This is a genomic window from Streptomyces sp. NPDC127117, assembly GCF_042677325.1.
Lineage (GTDB): Bacteria > Actinomycetota > Actinomycetes > Streptomycetales > Streptomycetaceae > Streptomyces.
Genome location: NZ_JBHXTM010000020.1, coordinates 96,267 through 116,354 on the forward strand (window position 1 = coordinate 96,267; position 20,088 = coordinate 116,354).

Annotated in this window: 16 protein-coding genes; 11 read left to right on the plus strand and 5 right to left on the minus strand. The window is 69.6% G+C overall.

Going from position 1 to position 20,088, the window contains the following annotated elements; translation table 11 throughout:
- The first annotated feature begins 21 nt into the window (after positions 1 to 21).
- From ACFVH0_RS19445 to ACFVH0_RS19455, 3 genes are all read left to right on the plus strand, one after another.
- The gene (locus ACFVH0_RS19445; protein WP_385821781.1) at positions 22 to 888 is read left to right on the plus strand and encodes a FadR/GntR family transcriptional regulator; all 867 of its coding nucleotides are present in this window, start codon (positions 22 to 24) and stop codon (positions 886 to 888) included.
- 325 nt (positions 889 to 1,213) lie between these two features.
- Positions 1,214 to 2,761 carry an RNA polymerase sigma factor gene (locus tag ACFVH0_RS19450; RefSeq protein ID WP_385821699.1) on the plus strand — a complete coding sequence of 516 codons (1,548 nt, stop codon included), beginning with the start codon at positions 1,214 to 1,216 and terminating at the stop codon, positions 2,759 to 2,761.
- Between the two features lie 133 nt (positions 2,762 to 2,894).
- Complete coding sequence (locus tag ACFVH0_RS19455) at positions 2,895 to 3,725, plus strand: S1 family peptidase (RefSeq protein WP_385821701.1); 831 nt, start codon at positions 2,895 to 2,897, stop codon at positions 3,723 to 3,725.
- A gap of 102 nt (positions 3,726 to 3,827) precedes the next feature.
- Here the strand turns inward: ACFVH0_RS19455 and ACFVH0_RS19460 are convergent, their stop codons facing one another.
- On the minus strand, positions 3,828 to 4,061 hold the full coding sequence (locus ACFVH0_RS19460) for a hypothetical protein (RefSeq protein ID WP_024489001.1): 234 nt from the start codon (positions 4,059 to 4,061) through the stop codon (positions 3,828 to 3,830).
- A gap of 435 nt (positions 4,062 to 4,496) precedes the next feature.
- Here ACFVH0_RS19460 and ACFVH0_RS19465 point away from each other — a divergent pair, with 435 nt between their 5' ends.
- From ACFVH0_RS19465 to ACFVH0_RS19490, 6 genes are all read left to right on the plus strand, one after another.
- Complete coding sequence (locus ACFVH0_RS19465; RefSeq protein ID WP_385821703.1) at positions 4,497 to 6,617, plus strand: type IIA DNA topoisomerase subunit B; 2,121 nt, start codon at positions 4,497 to 4,499, stop codon at positions 6,615 to 6,617.
- A gap of 127 nt (positions 6,618 to 6,744) precedes the next feature.
- Complete coding sequence (locus ACFVH0_RS19470) at positions 6,745 to 7,368, plus strand: DUF1453 domain-containing protein (protein ID WP_385821705.1); 624 nt, start codon at positions 6,745 to 6,747, stop codon at positions 7,366 to 7,368.
- Positions 7,368 to 8,531: a sensor histidine kinase gene (locus tag ACFVH0_RS19475; RefSeq protein ID WP_385821706.1), complete on the plus strand. Its 1,164-nt coding sequence runs from the start codon at positions 7,368 to 7,370 to the stop codon at positions 8,529 to 8,531. Before ACFVH0_RS19470 ends, ACFVH0_RS19475 begins: the two co-directional genes overlap by 1 nt.
- Positions 8,528 to 9,193: a response regulator gene (locus ACFVH0_RS19480; protein WP_385821708.1), complete on the plus strand. Its 666-nt coding sequence runs from the start codon at positions 8,528 to 8,530 to the stop codon at positions 9,191 to 9,193. The genes ACFVH0_RS19475 and ACFVH0_RS19480 overlap by 4 nt, the downstream gene beginning before the upstream one ends.
- A 143-nt stretch (positions 9,194 to 9,336) precedes the next feature.
- On the plus strand, positions 9,337 to 9,780 hold the full coding sequence (locus ACFVH0_RS19485; protein ID WP_385821783.1) for a DUF485 domain-containing protein: 444 nt from the start codon (positions 9,337 to 9,339) through the stop codon (positions 9,778 to 9,780).
- Positions 9,777 to 11,369 (plus strand): cation acetate symporter, encoded by a 1,593-nt coding sequence (locus ACFVH0_RS19490; protein ID WP_385821710.1) that lies wholly within the window; start codon positions 9,777 to 9,779, stop codon positions 11,367 to 11,369. The genes ACFVH0_RS19485 and ACFVH0_RS19490 overlap by 4 nt, the downstream gene beginning before the upstream one ends.
- 78 nt (positions 11,370 to 11,447) lie before the next feature.
- On the opposite strand, the gene ACFVH0_RS19495 is transcribed toward ACFVH0_RS19490, so the two are convergent.
- The 3 genes from ACFVH0_RS19495 to ACFVH0_RS19505 form a co-directional block, all read right to left on the minus strand.
- Positions 11,448 to 12,131, minus strand: coding sequence for a response regulator (locus tag ACFVH0_RS19495; RefSeq protein WP_385821712.1), 684 nt, complete (start codon positions 12,129 to 12,131; stop codon positions 11,448 to 11,450).
- Positions 12,128 to 13,792, minus strand: coding sequence for an ATP-binding protein (locus ACFVH0_RS19500; protein ID WP_385821714.1), 1,665 nt, complete (start codon positions 13,790 to 13,792; stop codon positions 12,128 to 12,130). The genes ACFVH0_RS19495 and ACFVH0_RS19500 overlap by 4 nt, the downstream gene beginning before the upstream one ends.
- A 95-nt stretch (positions 13,793 to 13,887) precedes the next feature.
- Positions 13,888 to 15,207, minus strand: a complete 1,320-nt coding sequence (locus ACFVH0_RS19505) for a citrate/2-methylcitrate synthase (protein ID WP_385821716.1) — start codon at positions 15,205 to 15,207, stop codon at positions 13,888 to 13,890.
- 109 nt (positions 15,208 to 15,316) lie between these two features.
- Here ACFVH0_RS19505 and ACFVH0_RS19510 point away from each other — a divergent pair, with 109 nt between their 5' ends.
- Positions 15,317 to 16,471 carry a citrate synthase/methylcitrate synthase gene (locus ACFVH0_RS19510; protein WP_385821718.1) on the plus strand — a complete coding sequence of 385 codons (1,155 nt, stop codon included), beginning with the start codon at positions 15,317 to 15,319 and terminating at the stop codon, positions 16,469 to 16,471.
- Positions 16,472 to 16,492: 21 nt separating this feature from the next.
- Positions 16,493 to 17,605 (plus strand): CobW family GTP-binding protein, encoded by a 1,113-nt coding sequence (locus ACFVH0_RS19515; protein WP_385821720.1) that lies wholly within the window; start codon positions 16,493 to 16,495, stop codon positions 17,603 to 17,605.
- 30 nt (positions 17,606 to 17,635) lie between these two features.
- On the opposite strand, the gene ACFVH0_RS19520 is transcribed toward ACFVH0_RS19515, so the two are convergent.
- Complete coding sequence (locus ACFVH0_RS19520) at positions 17,636 to 20,086, minus strand: DNA topoisomerase (ATP-hydrolyzing) subunit A (RefSeq protein WP_385821722.1); 2,451 nt, start codon at positions 20,084 to 20,086, stop codon at positions 17,636 to 17,638.
- Positions 20,087 to 20,088: the final 2 nt, after the last annotated feature.

Consider the following 20,088-nt stretch of genomic DNA (forward strand, 5'->3'; position numbering starts at 1 on the left):
GTGAGTACCCTTGCGCACACCATGATGACCGCCGCCCGCTCCGCCGATTCCGGCCTCGCCGGCCCGGGTGAAATCGATCGCTACCCGTACGCGGAGGCGCCGGCCGGCGAGCGTGCCGCTCTTCGTGCCTGGGACGGCCCCGACGCCGACCTCGGTCGGGTGAGCCGGCGGGGCTCGGCCAGTCGGGGCCGCGGCCTCCACGGCCAACTCGTTCAGCAGCTGGGTCAGATGATCGTCTCCGGAGACCTTGGTGCCGACCGGCCCCTCGTGCCGGAGGAGATCGGCCAGCGTTTCGAGGTCTCCCGCACCGTCGTACGCGAATCGCTGCGTGTCCTGGAGGCCAAAGGCCTGGTCAGTGCCCGGCCCAACGTGGGTACCCGGGTCCGCCCCGTCAGTGACTGGAACCTGCTGGACCCCGACATCATCGAATGGCGCGCCTTCGGTCCTCAGCGCGAGGACCAGCGTCGCGAGCTCGGGGAGCTCCGGTGGACGATCGAGCCTCTCGCCGCTCGTCTCGCCGCGGGCCACGGCCGCGAGGACATCCAGCAGCGCCTCGGTGACATGGTCGAGATCATGGGGCACGCGGTCGGGCAGGGTGACGCGATCACCTGCTCCCGGGCCGACGCGGAGTTCCACTCCCTGCTCATTCAGGCGGCCGGCAACCGCATGCTGGAGCACCTCTCCGGCATCGTGTCCGCGGCGCTGCAGGTCTCGGGCGGCCCGGTCACGGGCTGTGACCGCCCCAGCGAGGCATCCCTCGGCCACCACGCCCGGATCGTCGACGCCCTCGCATCCGGCGACGCGGCGGGTGCCGAATCGGCCATGCGCCAACTGCTCGTCGTCCACCCCGAGGTGGAGCGTGTGGTGCCCGCGCCCCGCGAGCACTGAGCGCAACACGGCCGGGGTGTGTGAACCACGTGTCGCCGGGCCGCCACGGGTCCGGCGACTCAGTTGTGGGGAATTTGCACTCTTGGTCACGTTCATCGCAAATGAGGTGTGACTCGGGCCACGTGGATTGGGCGTAACACTCCTCGAAACAGTGCGATGACTTAAGAGGTGACCGCCGCGGAAGGAATACAGCAGCCATTCAGTGCGCTGTGCAGTTCTGAGGCCAAACCCGCGCCGCCGGTACATTCCCAGCCCGGCGGTCGTCGGCTCCAGTCCTCTCCAGGGCCGGGCCGGAAGCCGTTTCCATCGTTCCGAGAGGTTGTTCGTGTCGGCCAGCACATCCCGTACGCTCCCGCCGGAGATCGCCGAGTCCGAGTCTGTGATGGCGCTCATCGAGCGGGGAAAGGCTGATGGGCAGATCGCCGGCGATGACGTGCGTCGGGCCTTCGAGGCTGACCAGATTCCGCCAACCCAGTGGAAGAATGTTCTGCGCAGCCTCAACCAGATCCTCGAGGAAGAGGGTGTGACGCTGATGGTCAGTGCCGCGGAGCCGTCCAAACGTGCCCGCAAGAGCGTCGCAGCGAAGAGCCCGGTCAAGCGCACCGCCACCAAGACTGTCGCGGCCAAGACAACCGTGACCAGGACGGTCGCGGCCACTGCCGCCCCGTCGGCAGAGACCGTGGGCGTGGTGGCCGACGACGCTGCCACGGCCGGCCCTGCGAAGAAGGCAGCAGCCAAGAAGACGGCTGCCAAGAAGACCGCCGTGAAGAAGACGGCGGCCAAGAAGACGGCATCGAAGAAGTCCGGAAAGCAGGACGACGAGCTCCTCGACGGCGACGAGGCGGTCGAGGAAGTAAAGGCCGGTAAGGGCGAGGAAGAGGAGGGCGAGGGCGAGAACAAGGGCTTCGTCCTCTCCGACGACGACGAGGACGACGCACCTGCGCAGCAGGTCGCCGTCGCCGGCGCCACCGCCGACCCGGTCAAGGACTACCTGAAGCAGATCGGCAAGGTTCCCCTCCTCAACGCCGAGCAGGAGGTCGAGCTCGCCAAGCGCATCGAGGCCGGTCTGTTCGCCGAGGACAAGCTGGCGAACTCCGACAAGCTCGCTCCGAAGCTCAAGCGCGAGCTGGAGATCATCGCCGAGGACGGCCGCCGCGCCAAGAACCACCTGCTGGAGGCCAACCTCCGTCTCGTGGTGTCGCTGGCCAAGCGCTACACCGGCCGCGGCATGCTCTTCCTGGACCTCATCCAGGAAGGCAACCTGGGTCTGATCCGCGCGGTCGAGAAGTTCGACTACACCAAGGGCTACAAGTTCTCCACGTACGCCACCTGGTGGATCCGTCAGGCGATCACCCGCGCCATGGCCGACCAGGCCCGCACCATCCGTATCCCGGTGCACATGGTCGAGGTCATCAACAAGCTCGCCCGTGTGCAGCGTCAGATGCTCCAGGACCTGGGCCGTGAGCCCACGCCGGAGGAGCTGGCCAAGGAACTCGACATGACCCCCGAGAAGGTCATCGAGGTCCAGAAGTACGGTCGTGAGCCGATCTCCCTCCACACCCCGCTGGGTGAGGACGGAGACAGCGAGTTCGGTGACCTGATCGAGGACTCCGAGGCGGTCGTCCCGGCCGACGCGGTCAGTTTCACGCTCCTCCAGGAGCAGCTGCACTCGGTGCTCGACACGCTCTCCGAGCGTGAGGCCGGTGTGGTCTCGATGCGCTTCGGTCTCACCGACGGTCAGCCGAAGACCCTGGACGAGATCGGCAAGGTCTACGGCGTGACGCGTGAGCGCATCCGTCAGATCGAGTCGAAGACCATGTCGAAGCTGCGCCACCCGTCGCGTTCGCAGGTGCTGCGCGACTACCTCGACTAGGTCGCAGGAGTACACGGACCGAGGGCCCGGATCCCATTTGGGGAGCCGGGCCCTCGGCCTATCAACGCGTGCGGTCGGCGACCAGCGGGATGACTCTGGGTGGGAATGGTTCACCACAGAGTCAGGAGTCCGCATGTCCCGTCCCGTCTTCCGCACCCTGACCGGGGCGTTCGCCCTGGTCGCCGCCACGGCCCTGATACCGCTCGGATCTCCCGCCAGGGCGGCCGAGGACGGCATAGTCATCGGTGGTCAGCCGGCACACGTCAAGGACAACCCCTGGGTTGTGGCACTTTCCAGCCGTGACCGGTTCGGGGACGCGCGCGCCGGCCAGTTCTGCGGCGGTGTCGTGGTGGCGCCGAAGAAGGTGCTGACCGCTGCGCACTGCCTGAGCCACGAGGCGCTCGGCGTCGATGTCGGCAGCGTGCGCGATCTGCGGATCATCGCGGGCCGAGACGCCCTGCGCGGGACCGGGGGGCAGGAGATACCCGTGCGGGAGACCTGGACCAACCCGGGATTCAACCCCGCCACGAACGCGGGGGACCTGGCCGTGCTCACCCTCGCCGACGCGCTCCCCGAGAAGAGCGCGATCCCGATGGCCGAAACCGGCGATGAGGCGTACGCGCCGGGCACCGCGGCAGTCGTCTACGGATGGGGTGACACAACGGGCAACAGCGACTACGCGTCGTCGCTGCGATCCGCGAAAGTGAGCGTTCTGCCCGACACCGTGTGCGCGCAGGCCTACCCGGGCGGCAGGAACGGCACGTACGACGCCTCAGCGATGCTCTGTGCGGGCGAACTGCTCGGCGGGTACGACGCATGCCAGGGCGACAGCGGCGGGCCGCTGGTGGCCCGTGGGCGGCTCATCGGGTTGGTGTCCTGGGGGAACGGCTGCGCCAAGGCGGGCAGCCCCGGGGTGTACACGCGGATCTCCGCCGCGATCGGCTGGATGCCGGAAGGCAGCTGAACGACACCGCGCGCAGGTACGAGAACGGGCGGCCCCCCCATCGGGGGAGCCGCCCGTCGGCAGGTCCGGGACCTGGCCCTTGCTCGTCGTGGATGCGAGGTGTCAGTGTTGTTCCTCTTCGGCGGCTTGGGCCTGCACAGCCGTGAGCCGGTCCGTCTCATCCTGTATTTCCGCGGCGATCTTCTTGAGTTCCGGCTCGAACTTGCGACCGTGGTGGGCGCAGAAGAGCAGTTCACCGCCGCTGATCAGGACGACGCGCAGATATGCCTGGGCGCCGCAACGGTCACAGCGGTCTGCTGCGGTCAGCGGGCTCGCGGGGGTCAGAACAGTAGTCACGTCGCCTCTTCTCTAGCTCGACGAGCTGTCGTACCAGGGTCAACATCCAACCAGGCCGAAAACGTTCCCGCTCGTGGCTTTTCTTCGAAACTTCTTCTCGAGATGGCTGTCTGTTGCCGGTTGGCGGCGAATGTGCCGTATTGCGGAGCGCTACGGTTTCGCGTTGCTTGTCTTGGTGGGATCCTCCCGGCTGGCTTGCCGGTTTGTTCATGAGGACGTGCCCGGAGCCTAAATGGTTCATGCCTGGAAGGGAACGTGATGTTCGCGTCACTCCTACGAGGGATCGAACGTGTATGCGAGGCTGGACTAGTGTGAGGGTTGTCGAAGGGTGGCGTTACAACCGCTCTACCAGGCCTCGGTACCCTCTCAGCGGCGACCGAAGCCGAGCCCGTTACCCACTGGGCCCCAAATGAAATTCAGCGAGGAGCGAACCGCGTGACCGCCGATACGTCCGTGCCGTCCACTGCGCTGCTGACCGGAGCAGACCGAGACGGTTCCAACTACACCGCGCGGCATCTGCTCGTACTCGAGGGGCTCGAAGCGGTTCGCAAGCGCCCCGGGATGTACATCGGGTCCACCGACAGCCGCGGTCTCATGCACTGCCTCTGGGAGATCATCGACAACTCCGTCGACGAGGCCCTGGGCGGTTACTGCGACCACATCGAGGTCATTCTCCACGACGACAATTCCGTGGAGGTCCGGGACAACGGGCGGGGCATCCCCGTCGACGTCGAGCCCAAGACGGGCCTGTCCGGCGTCGAGGTCGTGATGACCAAGCTGCACGCCGGCGGAAAGTTCGGCGGCGGTTCGTACGCCGCGTCCGGCGGTCTGCACGGCGTCGGCGCCTCCGTCGTCAACGCACTTTCCGCCCGGCTGGACGTCGAGGTCGACCGCAGTAGCGCGACGCACTCGATCAGCTTCCGGCGCGGAGTCCCGGGGATCTTCACCGAGCAGGGGCCGGACAGCCCGTTCGACCCGGCCAACGGCCTGCTCAAGGGCAAGCGCGTACCGAAGACGCGCACCGGCACCAGGGTGCGCTACTGGGCGGACCGGCAGATCTTCCTCAAGGACGCCAAGCTCAACCTGGAGACGCTCCACCAGCGGGCACGGCAGACGGCCTTCCTCGTCCCCGGCCTCACGATCGTCGTCCGCGACGAACGCGGGCTCGACGGCGAGGGCAAGACCGAGGAGACCTTCCGCTTCGACGGCGGCATCAGCGAATTCTGCGAGTACCTCGCCCAGGACAAGGCGGTCTGCGACGTCCTGCGCCTGACCGGACAGGGCACCTTCAAGGAGACCGTGCCGGTCCTGGACGAGCGCGGTCACATGACGGCGACCGAAGTCACGCGTGAGCTCGCGGTCGACATCGCCCTGCGCTGGGGCACCGGGTACGACACCAACCTCAAGTCCTTCGTCAACATCATCGCCACCCCCAAGGGCGGCACCCATGTGACCGGATTCGAGCGCTCCGTGACCAAGACGGTCAACGAGGCGCTGCGCTCCGCCAAGCTGCTCCGCGTCGCCGAGGACGACATCGTCAAGGACGACGCGCTGGAGGGCCTCACCGCGGTGGTCACCGTGCGTCTGGCCGAGCCGCAGTTCGAGGGCCAGACCAAGGAGGTGCTCGGCACCTCGGCGGCCAACCGGATCGTCGCCAACGTCGTGGCCAAGGAGCTCAAGGCGTTCCTGACCTCGACGAAGCGCGATGCCAAGGCCCAGGCGAGGGCGGTCCTGGACAAGGCCGTCGCGGCTGCGCGGACCCGCATCGCGGCGCGCCAGCACAAGGACGCCCAGCGTCGCAAGACGGCACTGGAGTCCTCCTCGCTGCCGGCGAAGCTCGCCGACTGCCGCAGCGACGACGTGGACCGCAGTGAACTCTTCATCGTCGAGGGCGACTCCGCGCTCGGTACGGCGAAGCTCGCCCGCAACAGTGAGTTCCAGGCGCTGCTGCCGATCCGGGGCAAGATCCTCAACGTCCAGAAGGCCTCCGTCTCGGACATGCTGAAGAACGCCGAGTGCGGCGCGATCATCCAGGTCATAGGAGCCGGGTCCGGACGGACCTTCGACATCGATGCGGCCCGCTACGGAAAGATCGTCCTGCTGGTCGACGCCGATGTCGACGGCGCGCACATCCGCGTTCTGCTGCTGACGCTCTTCCAGCGGTACATGCGGCCGATGGTCGAGGCCGGACGGGTCTTCGCCGCGGTGCCGCCGCTGCACCGGATCGAGCTGGTCCAGCCGAAGAAGGGCCAGGACAAGTACATCTACACGTACTCGGACAACGAGCTGCGCCAGCGGCTGCTGGAGCTCCAGCGGAAGAACATCCGGTACAAGGACTCGATCCAGCGATACAAGGGTCTGGGCGAGATGGACGCCGACCAGTTGGCGGAGACCACGATGGATCCGCGCCACCGCACCCTGCGGAGGATCAACATCGGCGACCTGGAAGCGTCCGAGCAGGTCTTCGATCTGCTGATGGGCAATGAGGTGGCGCCGCGCAAGGAGTTCATCACCAGCTCCGCCGCCACGCTGGACCGCTCGCGCATCGACGTCTGAGCGACGCCGTCTCCACCCACGGGTGGAGACGGCACCTCCACCCGTGATCAACCCCTGAGCCGATGCTCCGGGCAGGCCGCTTCCGTAGCGTCGAAGGCGTTCACCTTCCCGCACATCGGAGGCAGCCATGTCAGGGCTCGTCAACGTTCTCGTGATCGGCGCAGTGATCGCTGTCGTCGTCTTCCGCCAGTGCTCGGCACGGCAGATCACGGACGACCGGCGCTGGTGGGTCCTGCCGGGCATACTCCTCGTCCTGTCGCTGCGCGAGCCCGGGCTGCTGGATCCACGTCACGCGGCGCTGTCCACGGCGGTCCTGGGCGCCGAGCTGGTGGTGGGGCTGGTGACGGGCGCCGGCTGGGCCTGGACCACCCGGTTGTGGCGCGAGGCGGACGGCTCGCTGTGGAGCAAGGGCACCAAGGCCACCGTCTTCGTCTGGACAGGGGGACTGGCGCTGCGGGCGGCCCTCTACGGGGCTGCCGCACTGATGGGCATACACCAGGGCACCGCGGCCCTGCTGGCGGCCCTCGCCGTGATGCTGGCGGCGCGCGGCGGTGCGCTGATGTGGCGGGCCGGTCAGATGCGTCCGGCGCACGGCATTTCCACCCACGGCATATCTACGCACGGCGAGTCCGCGTACGGCGGCTCCGGGCATGGCGAGTCCGCGTACGGCGGCTCCGGGCATGGCGAATCCGCGTACGGTGGCTCCGGCGCCAGGGCGATGTCGCGGCCGGCGTGGAAGGACCGCGTGTGATGACGCGTACGACCTGGACCAGTTGGCCGTCCTGGGAAGCCTTGTCGGGCACGAGCCGTACACGTCCGCGACAGCTGATCACCTGGTCCATCCGCGTGGGGCTGCTCACCGCCATGCTCTGGGGCACGTTCAGCGGCGGACAGTTCGGGCCCTGGGAGATCGTGCTCGGCCTGGTCGGCGTACTGGGCTGTGCGTTCGCTGTCTGGGCGTTCTTCCGGACCAGCCTGGAACACCGGCTGTGGCCCTCGCTCGGGCTGCTGGCGCTGTTGATGCTGGTGGCGTTCGGGGCGCAGCAGGCCGGTGCCGATGTGCCGGCGGTGATCCTCTGGTGCGGCTGCGCGGTCGCCGCGCTGGAGCGGTTGCCGCTCACCGCGGGCCTTCCGGCCACGGCCGTCGCACTCGGCGCGTACGCCGTGGTCAACACCGATGGCTGGCTCTCCACCGCCATGTCCACAGCGGGTCTCTCGCTCGCGGGTTACGTGCTCCGGCTGGATGCCGAGGCCCGGGGACATGCCCAGCGGCTCCTGGTGCAGGAGCGTGCGGCACGCAAGGCCGAGGCCGAGACGGCCGCGCTGGACGAGCGGGCCAGGATCGCCCGGGAGATCCATGACGTGCTCGCGCACAGCCTCTCCGCCCAGTTGGTGCATCTGGAGGCGGCACGGCTGCTGATCGAGCGGGAGCCCGCGGGGGAGTTCCGGGACCAGGTGCTGGAACGGGTCGTGGCGGCACGTTCCATGGCACGTGAGGGGCTCGCGGAGACCCGGCAGGCCCTCTCTGCGCTCCGGGGGGAGGTGTCTCCGGTGGAGGAGTTCCTGCAGCAGTTGGTGGCGACGGATCCGGCGCAGGTCAGTGTCGAGGGGGAGCAGCGGACGCTGACCGCCGAGGCGTCGCAGACGGTCCGGAGGGTGGCGCAGGAGGCCCTGACCAATGTGCGCAAGCACGCACCGGGGGCCAGGGTTTTCCTGCGGCTGGAGTATCTGCCGGACGAAGTCGCCCTGGAGGTCAGTGATTCGGGTGGACGAAGACCCGAGGGCGAGCTGTCCGGCAGTGGCTCCGGATACGGTCTGCTCGGGATGAGGGAACGGGCCGAGCTGATGGGCGGGACGCTGGAGGCCGGCCCCGGTGAGGAGGGTTTTGTGGTGAGTCTGCGGGTGCCGGCGTGAACGCACGGGTTGTGGTCGCCGACGACCAGTCGGTGGTGCGTGAGGGGATTGTGATGCTGTTGGGGCTGCTGCCCGGAATCGAGGTGGTCGGGTCGGCGAAGGACGGGGAGGAGGCCGTGGAGCTCGTGGCCGAACTGGCCCCTGATGTCGTTCTGATGGATCTGCGGATGCCCCGGTGCGACGGGGCAGAGGCGACACGGCGGATCCGCAGGGACCATCCGGGAACCCAGGTGGTGGTGCTCACGACCTTCGCGGACGACGACTCGCTCTTCCCCGCGCTGCAGGCCGGGGCCCGCGGCTATCTCACCAAGGACGCCGGGGGCGAGGAGATCGTGCGGGCCATCCAGGCCGTGCTGTCCGGTGAGGCGGGCCTCTCGCCGAGCGTGCAGCGTCGTCTGCTGGAGCGTGTGACCACGGGCCCGCCGCCGCTCGCGACAGCATCGGAGCCGCAGTTGCCCGACGGTCTGACGCCACGTGAGCTGGAAGTTCTGGTGCTGATTGCGGAGGGGCTGTCCAACGTGGAGATCGCCCGCAGCCTGCACATCTCGCAGGCCACGGTGAAGAGCCACATCAACAATCTCTTCGCCAAGGCCGGAGTGCGTGACCGGGCACAGGCCGTTCGCTATGCGTATGTTCGGGGCCTAGCACAGCCGCCCGGATGAGCCTTCACCTGAAGAGGTGAAGAGCGGCGAATGAAGTGCCTGGGATCTTCCCGATCTGCCCATTCTTGGGTACACGGCCGAAGTGGTCCGTGGACAAGGGGAGTTGTTCCGTGGAGAAGGAAGCAGGGCGTGAGGCCGCAGCGATGCGACTCGACGACCCGTGGTACGACGCGCTGGCCTCCGGATGGGGCGAGCTGGACGGTACGGGGAGCTTCGCTCCCGCCGGACCACCCGGGCCCGCGGACCCGCGGCGCGGCCACAGCGCGGCCGACATCTATCTGGAGGTGCAGCGCAGCGAGGCATTCCAGGAAGTGCGCCGGCGGTACCGGCGGTTCGTCGTCCCCGCCAGCCTCGCCTTCCTCGCCTGGTACCTCGTCTATGTGGTCGCCGCGATCACCGCGCCCGGACTGATGGCCCATCCGGTGGCGGGGGCGGTCAACGTGGCGATGGTTGCGGGGCTCGGGCAGTTCCTCACGACCTTCCTCCTCACCGGTGCGTACGCGCGTCACGCGCGGCTGCGCCGCGACCGGGCGGCGCTCGAACTGCGCTGGGAGACACAGGAGATGACGAGGGGAGCCGGACGTTGAACGGGAACCATCAGACGCTGGCACTCCTGCTGTTCAGCGCCTTCATCGCGGTGACGCTCGCCATCACCACCTGGGTGAGCCGTAACCGCCATGGCTCGGCGGAGGAGTTCTATGCGGGGGGCCGCCTGTTCTCCCCCATGGAGAACGGTTTCGCCATTGCGGGCGACTACATGTCGGCCGCCTCCTTCCTCGGTATCTCCGGCCTGATCGCCCTCTTCGGCTATGACGGCATGCTCTATTCGGTCGGCTTCCTCGTCGCCTGGCTCGTCGTCCTGCTGCTTGTCGCCGAACTGGTGCGCAACTGCGGCCGGTTCACGCTCGCCGACGTGGTGGCGGCGCGGATGGCGGAGCGCCCGGTCCGGATCGCGGCGGGCGCTTCGTCCGTCACCGTCTCCGTGCTCTATCTGGTGGCGCAGATGGTGGGTGCGGGAAGTCTGGTCGCGCTGCTTCTCGGCGGCACGAGCGGCGCCGCCCGCTCCTGGACCGTGATCGGCGTCGGGGCACTCATGGTCATCTATGTGTCGCTCGGCGGGATGCGGGCCACCACCTGGATCCAGATCGTCAAGGCCGTTCTGCTGATGGCGGGAGCGGTCGTGCTCACCGTTCTCGTCCTGCTCCGTTTCCATGGCGACTTCAACGCCCTGCTCAACTCCGCCGCCGAACGGAGCGGACACGGAAGCCGGTTTCTCGCCCCGGGTCTCCGGTACGGCGGATCGTGGACCGCGCGCATCGACTTCATCAGCCTGGGGCTGGCTCTGGTGCTCGGCACCGCCGGGCTGCCGCACATCCTGTCGCGGTTCTACACCGTGCCGACCGCCCGTGCGGCCCGCCGCTCGGTCGTCTGGTCGATCGGGCTCATCGGCAGCTTCTACCTGATGACGATCGCGCTCGGGTTCGGGGCGGCCGCCCTGGTCGGTTCCGCCGATGTGCGGGCGTCCAACGCCGCGGGCAACACCGCGATCCCGTTGCTGGCCATGGAGCTCGGCGGCGGCGAGGGGTCCACCGGAGGCGCGATCCTGTTCGCCGTGGTCGCCGCGGTCGCCTTCGCGACCATCCTCGCGGTCGTCGCGGGGATCACCCTCGCCTCGTCCGCCTCCGTGGCCCACGACCTCTACGCCTCGATCAGGCGCCCGGACTCCAAGCAGTACAGCGAGGTCGCCGTGGCCAGGGTGGCCGCGGCCGCGATCGGGGTGGCCGCCATCGGACTAGGGCTGATCGCCCAGAACCTGAACGTGGCGTTCCTGGTGGGACTCGCTTTCGCCGTCGCCGCCTCGGCCAACCTTCCGGTGCTCCTGTACTCCCTGTTCTGGCGGAACTTCACCACCCGGGGCGCGGTCTGGTCCGTCTACGGCGGGCTCATCCCGGCCGCGCTGCTCGTGCTGCTCTCCCCGGTCGTTTCCGGCAGTCCCGCCTCACTCTTCCCGGGCATCGACTTCCAGCTCTTCCCGCTTGAGAACCCCGGACTGGTCTCCATCCCCCTGGGCTTCCTGGCCGGCTGGGTCGGAACGGTCACCTCCACCGATCCGCCCGACGAGGCCAAGCACGCGGAAACCGAGGTCCGCGCGCTGACCGGCGCGGGCGCGGTGTAGCCCCGAGTCACCGAGGCGCCCGGCGCCGCGCGGCTCCGCCCCGCACCGCGCGGGCGGGGCAGGAAAGGACCGGCCGGGTCAGGTCTGTGTGCCGGTGGACCAGGTGTAGCGGTGTTCCGGGCGGCCCGTCTCGCCGTACCGCAGTGTCAGCCGCACCCTGCCTGTCCGTTCCAGCAGCTTCAGATAGCGCTGGGCGGTCTGCCTGCTCATTCCGGCGCTCTCCGCGATCTCCTGCGCGGAGAGCGGTCCCTCAGCGCTGCGGAGGGCCTGCCTGACCAGTTCCGCCGTGGTCGGCGAGTGCCCCTTGGGCAGATCGGGTTCGCCCGCTGCCCACAGGGCCCCGAAGAGCCGGTCCACCTCGCCCTGTTCGGCCTCACCGCCGCGTTCCAGTGTGCTGCGCAGCGCCGCGTACGCCTCCAGCTTGGTGCGCAGCCCCGAGTACGTGAAGGGCTTCACCAGGTACTGCAGCGCGCCGTGTCGCATGGCCTCCTGGACGGTGGCGACATCGCGCGCCGCCGTCACCATGATCACGTCGGTGTGGTGGCCGAGCCTGCGCAGCTCCCGCACCATGGCCAGGCCGTTGCGGTCGGGCATGTAGTGGTCCAGCAGCACCAGGTCCACGGGCCGGCTCTCGATCGTGGCGAGGGCTTCGGCGGCGGAGTGCGCCTGGGCGGTCACCCTGAATCCCGGCACCCTGGCGACATAGGCCGCGTTGACCTTCGCGACCCGGATGTCGTCGTCCACGACCAGGACCTCGATCACTGAGCTTCTCCTGTGATGCCGGTATTCGATTCGGTCGTTTCCACCGTGTCGGTGAGGGCCTCCGGCAGCACGACGGTGAACTCGGCGCCGCCGTCCACGGCCTCGTCGACGCTGACGCTGCCACCCTGCCGTTCCGCCAGCCGCCGCACCAGGGCGAGGCCCAGGCCGCGCTTGCCGTGCGCCGGGACCTCCTTCGTCGACCAGCCCTCCGTGAAGATGGATTCACGCTGACCGGGCGGCACCCCGGGGCCGCTGTCGCCGACCCGCAGCACCACCGTACGGCCCTCGGCACGCAGCCCCACCTCGACCAGCGCACCGTCCGCCCCGGCCGCCGCGTCCAGCGCGTTGTCCACCAGGTTGCCGACGACCGTGACCAGTCCGCGAGGATCGACCAGGCGGTCCGGGAGCAGCGTCCCCGGGGCCAGGCGCAGTGCGGCGCCGCGCTCCGCCGCCACGGTCGCCTTGCCGACCAGGAGCGCGGCCAGCAGCGGATCGTGCACTTTCTCGGTGACCTGCTCGGCGGTCGCCCGGTGGACGCCCACGATCTCGGTGACGTACTCCATGGCGTCCTCGTGCATGTCCAGTTCCAGCAGCCCCAGGAGGGTGTGCATCCGGTTGGCGTGCTCGTGGTCCTGGGCCCGCAGTGCGTCGATCAGGCCGCGCGTCGAGTCGAGTTCGCGGCCCAGGTGTTCGAGTTCGGTGCGGTCGCGGAGGGTGGCGACGGCGCCACCGTCGTCGGTCGGCATCCGGTTGGCGAGCAGCACCCGGGCACCCTGCACTGTCAGCAGATCGTCGCCGAGCACCCGGCCCGCCAGCACATCGCCCGTCCGGCCAGCGCCGAGCACGTCGTCCAGCGGGCGGCCCGCCGCGTCGGGGCCGAGCCCGAGCAGCCGCTGCGCCTCGTCGTTGAGCAGCCGTATCCGGCCCGTCCGGTCGAGTGCGACGACCCCTTCCCTGATGCCGTGCAGCATCGCCTCGCGCTCCGTCAGCAGTGCGGAGATGTCGGAGAACGCGAGGTCATGGGTCTGCCGCTGGAGACGCCGGGAGATCAGATAGGCGGCCAGTGCCCCGACGGCCAGCGCACCGCCCGCGTAGGCGAACAGCCCGGGGATCGCGGCGAGGAGCCGGGCGCGGACGCTGTCGTACGCGATCCCGACGGAGACGGCGCCCACGACGCGTTGCGACTCGTCGCGCAGTGGCACCTTCCCGCGGGCGGAGCGGCCGAGCGTCCCACTGTCGATCTCCATGACGTCGCGGCCCGCCAGTGCGTCGCTCGGGTCGGTGGAGACGACCTTGCCGATCTCGTCGGTGTCGGTGTGCGACCAGCGCACCCCGCGCCGGTCCATGACGACGACGTACTCGGCGCCGGTGGCGCGCCTGACCCGCTCGGCCGCGGACTGCACGGGGCCGGTGGGGGACGGATCCGTGGCGAGCAGCGCCCCGGTGAGCTGCGGCTCGGCCGCCGTGCTCTGCGCGATGGCCAGGGCACGGCGCATCGCCTGGTCGTCGAGCTGAGCGCTGAGCGGTGCCAGGAAGAGGCCGGTGGCGAGCACGGTGACGCCGGTGGCGATGGCCAGTTGCATCAGCAGGACCTGGGAGAAGACCCGCCGTGGCCAGACGGACCGGCGCGCTCTCCTGGCGGTGGGCGGTGGGGCGCTCATCGTATGAACGGTAAGGGGCATTCCGGCGCTTTCCGAGATTTCCCTCGCGCGAATTCCCTCACACGAATTTCCCTCTCGCTCCTCCCGCGGACCGACTACCGCAGAGGTTCCCCCATGGCGGCGGGCAGCGGCTGAGGCGGTCTGGGCCCCGCGTACTGGCCGCTGGGGCGCATCCGCAGGGGCCGTTCGCCGTACTCCTCCAGGGCATGGGCGATCCAGCCGGCCGTGCGGGACACCGCGAACACGGTTTCGCCGGCCTCCGCGGACATCCCGCAGGAGACCGAGAGCACGGCGAGCGCCAGGTCGACGTTGGCGTGCAGGGAAGCGTGCCGGGCCGTCGTGGCGACCACGTCGCGTGCCGCGGCGAGCGCCGCTGCCGCCTGCGGCACCTGTGCGAGCAGGGCGAACAGCGCCCGTGCCCGCGGGTCCTCGGCGGTGTAGAGCCGGTGGCCGAGTCCGGGCACCCGGCGTCCGGTACGCAGATGGTCCGCGACCACCGGTACGGCGCTGCCCCGCTCCAGGACCTCGGTCAGCATCCGGTGCGCCAGCCCGCTCGCCGCCCCGTGCAGCTGGCCCTCCAGGACTCCGAGGCCGGCGGAGACCACCGCGTACGGATGGGCGCGGGCGGACGCGGCGACCCTGGCGGCCAGCGTCGAGGCCGCGAGATCGTGGTCGATCAGCAGGGCGAGGGCGGTGTCCAGTGCGGTGATCGACGGTTTGTCGGCCGGTCGGGGTGTGAGTTTCGGCCACAGCCGCCGGGCCAGTCCGGCATCATCCGCCCCCGCCCGCTCCTCGGCTCTCCCGGCCGCCGACGGCGCGCCAGTGGCCGGCGGGAGCGCGCCGACCAGAGTCGGGACGAGGCTCCGCGCGGCGGCGAGCACCGCCTCGCGCGAGAGGTCGAAACGGAGCGGATCGGCTGTCGCCGAGGCGACCACCGCCACCCGCAACCGGTCCGTCGAGCCGCTGTGCACGGGCAGCGCGCCGACCGCCCGCCGTGCCGCGGCCAGCGTCTCGTCCGGTGCCGTGAACCGGACGCCGGGCCGCAGCTCACCGGTCCAGAGCCACTCGGCGACCTCCTCGTAGGCGTACCGGCGGGCCAGCTCGACCGCGTCGACACCGCGGAAGTAGTAGGCGTCGTCCTCGATCAGCGTGATGCCGGTACGGAAGGCCAGGTCACCGGCAGCGGTGGGGGAAGGGGCCCTGCGGCCCGTGCGGCGGGCCAGCGCATCGACCTCGGTGGCGTCGAAGGTGCTGCCGCGTCCGCCCGGGGCGCGGCTGCTGCTCAGCTGGCCCCGGCTGACGTACGCGTACACCGTCTCGGGCTTCACCCCGAGTCGTTCGGCCGTCTCCCGGGTGCTGAGCCGCTGCGGAGCCGTCGCCCCCGGACCGTCGCCGGGCGCTGCTTGATCCTTCATGTCACAACCGTATCCATATTGATTCAATCAACATTGACAGGATTACAGTCAAGCATGGAAAGTCTGAATCAATGTCAATGAATCCACCGGAACGTTCACGGAGGAAGAGATGCCGACCATGACCAGCGGAACCCCGCTCGACGTACCCCGAGGTCTCGCAGGTGTCGTCGTCACCGACACGGCCCTCGGCGACGTCCGGGGGCGCGAGGGCTTCTACCACTATTGGCAGTACTCGGCGATCGAACTGGCCCGGACCCGCAGCTTCGAGGACGTCTGGTACCTGATGTTCGAGGGCACGCTGCCCGACGCCGCGGCCCGTACCGAATTCGCCGCCCGCACCGCCGCGCTGCGCCGGCTGCCCGCCGAGGTCCGCGACGTGCTGCCCGCCATCGCACGCGCCGGCTCCGGCCCCTTGGCCGGTCTGCGCACCGCCCTCTCGCTCCTCGGCGCCTCGGCAGGCTTCAAGCCGGTGTACGACATCGACGCAGGCGACCGCCGCGCCGACGCACTGGCCGCCTGCGCCGCCGTCCCCACCGTGCTCACCGCACTGCACCGCCTCGGCCGGGGCCTCGAACCGGTCGAACCGCGCGAGGACCTGCCCCACGCCGCCAACTACCTCTACATGCTCACCGGCTCCGTACCGGACCCCGCCCGCGCCAGGGCCGTGGAGCAGTACCTGATCTCCACCGTCGACCACGGCTTCAACGCCTCGACGTTCACCGCCCGCGTCGTCGCCTCCACCGGCGCCGACATGGCGGCCTGCCTGGTGGCGGCCATCGGCGCGCTCTCCGGGCCGCTGCACGGCGGGGCGCCGAGCCGGGCGCTCGACACCCTGGACGCCATCGGCACCCCCGACCGCATCGACGGCTGGATCCGCGAACGGGTGCTCGCCGGCGAGCGGATCATGGGCTTCGGCCATCCCGTCTACCGCACCGAGGACCCCCGCTCACGGATGCTGCGGGGCATCGCCCAGGGGTTCGGCGGCCCGCTCGTCGACTTCGCCGTCGAGGTCGAGCGCCAGGTCGAGGCGATACTCGCCGAGCTCAAGCCTGGCCGGGAGCTGCACACCAACGTGGAGTTCTACGCCGGAGTCGTCATGGAGCTGTGCGGGCTGCCGCGCGAGATGTTCACGCCGACGTTCTGCGCGGCGCGGGCGGTCGGCTGGAGCGCCAATATCCTGGAGCAGGCGGAGGACTCGAAGATCATCCGCCCGGCGGCCCGCTACGTCGGTACGCCCCCGCCCCAGCCGGTCCCCATGCCCTGAGGTCCCCGAGAGAGGTCTCCGTTGAACGCGTCGTCCCCGCCCCGCAAGCAGCAGATCCCGGTCATCGTCCTCACGGGGTTCCTGGGGTCGGGCAAGACGACGCTGCTCAACCACCTCCTGCGCAACCGCGCGGGAAACCGGATCGGCGTGATCGTCAACGACTTCGGCGCCATCGAGATCGACGCCATGACGGTCTCCGGGCAGGTCGGCTCCACGGTCTCACTGGGCAACGGCTGCCTGTGCTGCGCGGTCGACGCGAGCGAACTCGACACCTTCCTGGAGACGCTGACCGGGCCCGCCGCCCGTCTCGACGTGATCGTGATCGAGGCCAGCGGACTGGCCGAGCCGCAGGAACTCGTACGCATGATCCTCGCCAGCGAGAATCCGCACATCGTGTACGGGGGACTGGTCGAGGTCGTCGACGCCGCCGAGTTCGACGCCACCCGGGACCGCCATCCCGAGATCGACCGCCACCTCGCCGTCGCCGACCTCGTCGTCCTGAACAAGACCGACCGGGTCGCGAGCGAGGAACAGACCCGCATCCAGGACGTCATCGCCGCGGCAGGCGCCCCCGGCCGCGCCGGGGCAGCCGTCATCCGTGCCACGTACGGACGCATCGACCCGGAGCTGCTCTTCGACCCGGCACTGCGGCCGGACGGCGAGGAGAAGGCCCGTCAGCTCACCTTCGAGGATCTGCTCCGGGCTCGGAGCGAGGAGGAGGCGGGCGGGGCCGGGCACGCGCACCACCTGCACGCCGCGTACGACAGCGTGTCCTTCACCGCGGACGTGCCCATGAACCCCCGCCGTCTGATGGAGTTCCTCGACTCCCGGCCGCAGGGCCTCTACCGGATCAAGGGGTTCGTCGACTTCGGCGTGGGCGACCGGGCCAACAAGTACGCCCTGCACTCGGTCGGCAGGTTCCTGCGGTTCGACCCGCAGCCCTGGAAGCGCGACGAACCACGCCAAACCCAGCTGGTGCTGATCGGCTCGGGCATCGCCCCGGAAGCCCTGCACAAGGAGCTGGCCGACTGCCGCGAGAGCACCGCACCGGCCCCCGACGCGACACAGGACGCCGCACACGAGCGAAGCATGTGGGGCGTCCTGCGCTACGTACAACGGCCCGACGACGCGTAGCACTCCGCCACGCGTCGCCCGGCCGGCCGGCTACACCGGGCCGGCGATCACCGCGACCGGCTTGGCCAGCGGCGTTCCCGAACCGTCGCGCCGCGGGTCCGGCTCCGGCAGCTCGCTCGGCGTGCCGTTCTGCTGCGCGGCGCGGGCGGGTGTCTCACCTGCCCAGCCGAACACCAGCACGTCCTCGCCCTTGAGGAACCGCTGGCAGCGCACACCACCGGTGGCCCGGCCCTTGCGCGGGTACTGGTCGAACGGGGTGAGCTTGCACGTCAGCACCGAGTCGTCCAGCGTGCCGTGCGAGCCCGCGACGGTGAACACCACCGCGTCCGCGGCAGGATCCACCGCCGTGAACGAGATCACCTCGGCGCCCGCCGCGAGCTTGACCCCCGCCATGCCACCGGCGGGACGGCCCTGCGGCCGCACCTGCGCCGCCGGGTAGCGCAGCAGCTGCGCGTCGGACGTGATGAAGACCAGATCCTCCTCGCCGGTCCGCAGCTCGGCGGCGCCGACGATCCGGTCACCGTCCTTGAGGGAGATGACCTCCAACTCGTCCTTGTTGGCCGGATAGTCCGGCACCACCCGCTTCACGATGCCCTGGAGGGTGCCGATCGCGAGCCCGGGGGAGGCCTCGTCGAGCGTGGTGAGACAGACGACGGACTCGTCGCTCTCCAGTGTGAGGAACTCCGCGACCATCGCCCCGCCCGACAGATTGGGCGCCGCATGGGTGTCCGGCAGCTGGGGCAGATCGATCACCGCGAGCCGCAGCAGCCGGCCCGCCGACGTCACCACGCCCACATCGCCGCGGGCCGTCGCCAGCACCGCCGAGACGATCACATCGTGCTTGGCACGCTTGGCGTCCTCGGCGAGCACGATCGGCTCGTCATTGGCGGTACGGGCCAGCAGGCCGGTCGAGGACAGCAGCACCCGGCACGGGTCGTCAGCGACCTCCAGCGGCACCGAGGCGACCTGCGCACCGGCCGACTCCAGCAGTACCGTACGCCGGTCGGTGCCGAACTTCTTGGCGACCGCGGCCAGTTCCGAAGAGACCAGCTTGCGCAGCTCGGTGTCCGATTCGAGGATGGCGGTCAGCGCCTCGATCTCGCCGTTGAGCCGGTCCCGCTCGCTCTCCAGCTCGATCCGGTCGAACCGGGTCAGCCGGCGCAGCGGGGTGTCCAGGATGTACTGCGTCTGGATCTCGCTCAGCGAGAAGCGCTCGATGAGCCGCTCCTTCGCCTGCGCGGAATTGTCACTGGACCGGATGATCCGGATGACCTCGTCGATGTCGATCAGCGCGACGAGCAGGCCCTCGACCAGATGCAGCCGGTCGCGGCGCTTGCCCCGGCGGAACTCGCTGCGCCGGCGCACCACGTCGAAGCGGTGGTCGAGATAGACCTCCAGGAGCTCCTTGAGCCCCAGCGTGAGCGGCTGACCGTCGACCAGCGCCACATTGTTGATGCCGAAGGACTCCTCCATCGGCGTCAGCTTGTAGAGCTGCTCCAGGACGGCCTCCGGCACGAAGCCGTTCTTCACCTCGATGACCAGGCGCAGGCCGTGCTCGCGGTCGGTCAGGTCCTTCACGTCCGCGATGCCCTGGAGCTTCTTCGCCGAGACAAGGTCCTTGATCTTGGCGATCACCTTCTCCGGGCCGACGGTGAAGGGCAGTTCGGTGACGACCAGGCCCTTGCGGCGGGCCGTCACGTTCTCCACCGAGACGGTCGCGCGGATCTTGAACGTGCCGCGGCCGCGGGCGTACGCGTCCTTGATGCCGCCCAGGCCCACGATCCGGCCGCCGGTGGGCAGATCGGGACCGGGCACGAACCGCATCAGGGTCTCCAGGTCCGCGCCCGGATGCTTGATCAGGTGCCGGGCGGCGGCGATGACCTCGCCCAGATTGTGCGGCGGCATATTGGTCGCCATGCCGACCGCGATCCCGGACGACCCGTTGACCAGGAGGTTCGGGTACGCGGCGGGGAGAACGGTCGGTTCCGTCTCCTGGCCGTCGTAATTCGACTGGAAAGCGACGGTGTCCTCGTCGATCGACTCCGTCATCAGTGACGTCGCGTCGGCCATCCGGCACTCGGTGTACCGCATGGCGGCAGGCGGGTCGTCGTTGCCGAGCGAGCCGAAGTTGCCGTGGCCGTCGACCAGGGGGAGCCGCATGGAGAACGGCTGCGCCAGACGGACCAGCGCGTCGTAGATCGACGCGTCACCGTGCGGGTGCAACTTACCCATGACCTCGCCGACGACGCGGGCGCACTTCACGAAGCCGCGATCGGGGCGCAGGCCCATCTCGTTCATCTGGTACACGATGCGGCGGTGCACCGGCTTCATGCCGTCACGGGCGTCGGGCAGGGCCCGTGAGTAGATCACCGAGTACGCGTACTCGAGGAAGGAGCCCTGCATTTCGTCGACGACGTCGATGTCGAGGATCTTCTCCTCGAAGTCGTCCGGCGGCGGGGTCTTCGTGCTGCGGCGGGCCATCG

What these genes read in the sequence shown, in the direction of transcription:
- ACFVH0_RS19445 (WP_385821781.1), top strand. Translation starts at nt 22, where the DNA reads ATGATGACCGCCGCCCGCTCCGCCGATTCCGGCCTCGCCGGCCCGGGT.
- ACFVH0_RS19455 (WP_385821701.1), top strand. Translation starts at nt 2,895, where the DNA reads ATGTCCCGTCCCGTCTTCCGCACCCTGACCGGGGCGTTCGCCCTGGTC.
- ACFVH0_RS19470 (WP_385821705.1), top strand. Translation starts at nt 6,745, where the DNA reads ATGTCAGGGCTCGTCAACGTTCTCGTGATCGGCGCAGTGATCGCTGTC.
- ACFVH0_RS19475 (WP_385821706.1), top strand. Translation starts at nt 7,368, where the DNA reads ATGACGCGTACGACCTGGACCAGTTGGCCGTCCTGGGAAGCCTTGTCG.
- ACFVH0_RS19485 (WP_385821783.1), top strand. Translation starts at nt 9,337, where the DNA reads ATGCGACTCGACGACCCGTGGTACGACGCGCTGGCCTCCGGATGGGGC.
- ACFVH0_RS19500 (WP_385821714.1), bottom strand. Translation starts at nt 13,792, where the DNA reads ATGAGCGCCCCACCGCCCACCGCCAGGAGAGCGCGCCGGTCCGTCTGG.
- ACFVH0_RS19505 (WP_385821716.1), bottom strand. Translation starts at nt 15,207, where the DNA reads ATGAAGGATCAAGCAGCGCCCGGCGACGGTCCGGGGGCGACGGCTCCG.
- ACFVH0_RS19510 (WP_385821718.1), top strand. Translation starts at nt 15,317, where the DNA reads ATGCCGACCATGACCAGCGGAACCCCGCTCGACGTACCCCGAGGTCTC.
- ACFVH0_RS19520 (WP_385821722.1), bottom strand. Translation starts at nt 20,086, where the DNA reads ATGGCCCGCCGCAGCACGAAGACCCCGCCGCCGGACGACTTCGAGGAG.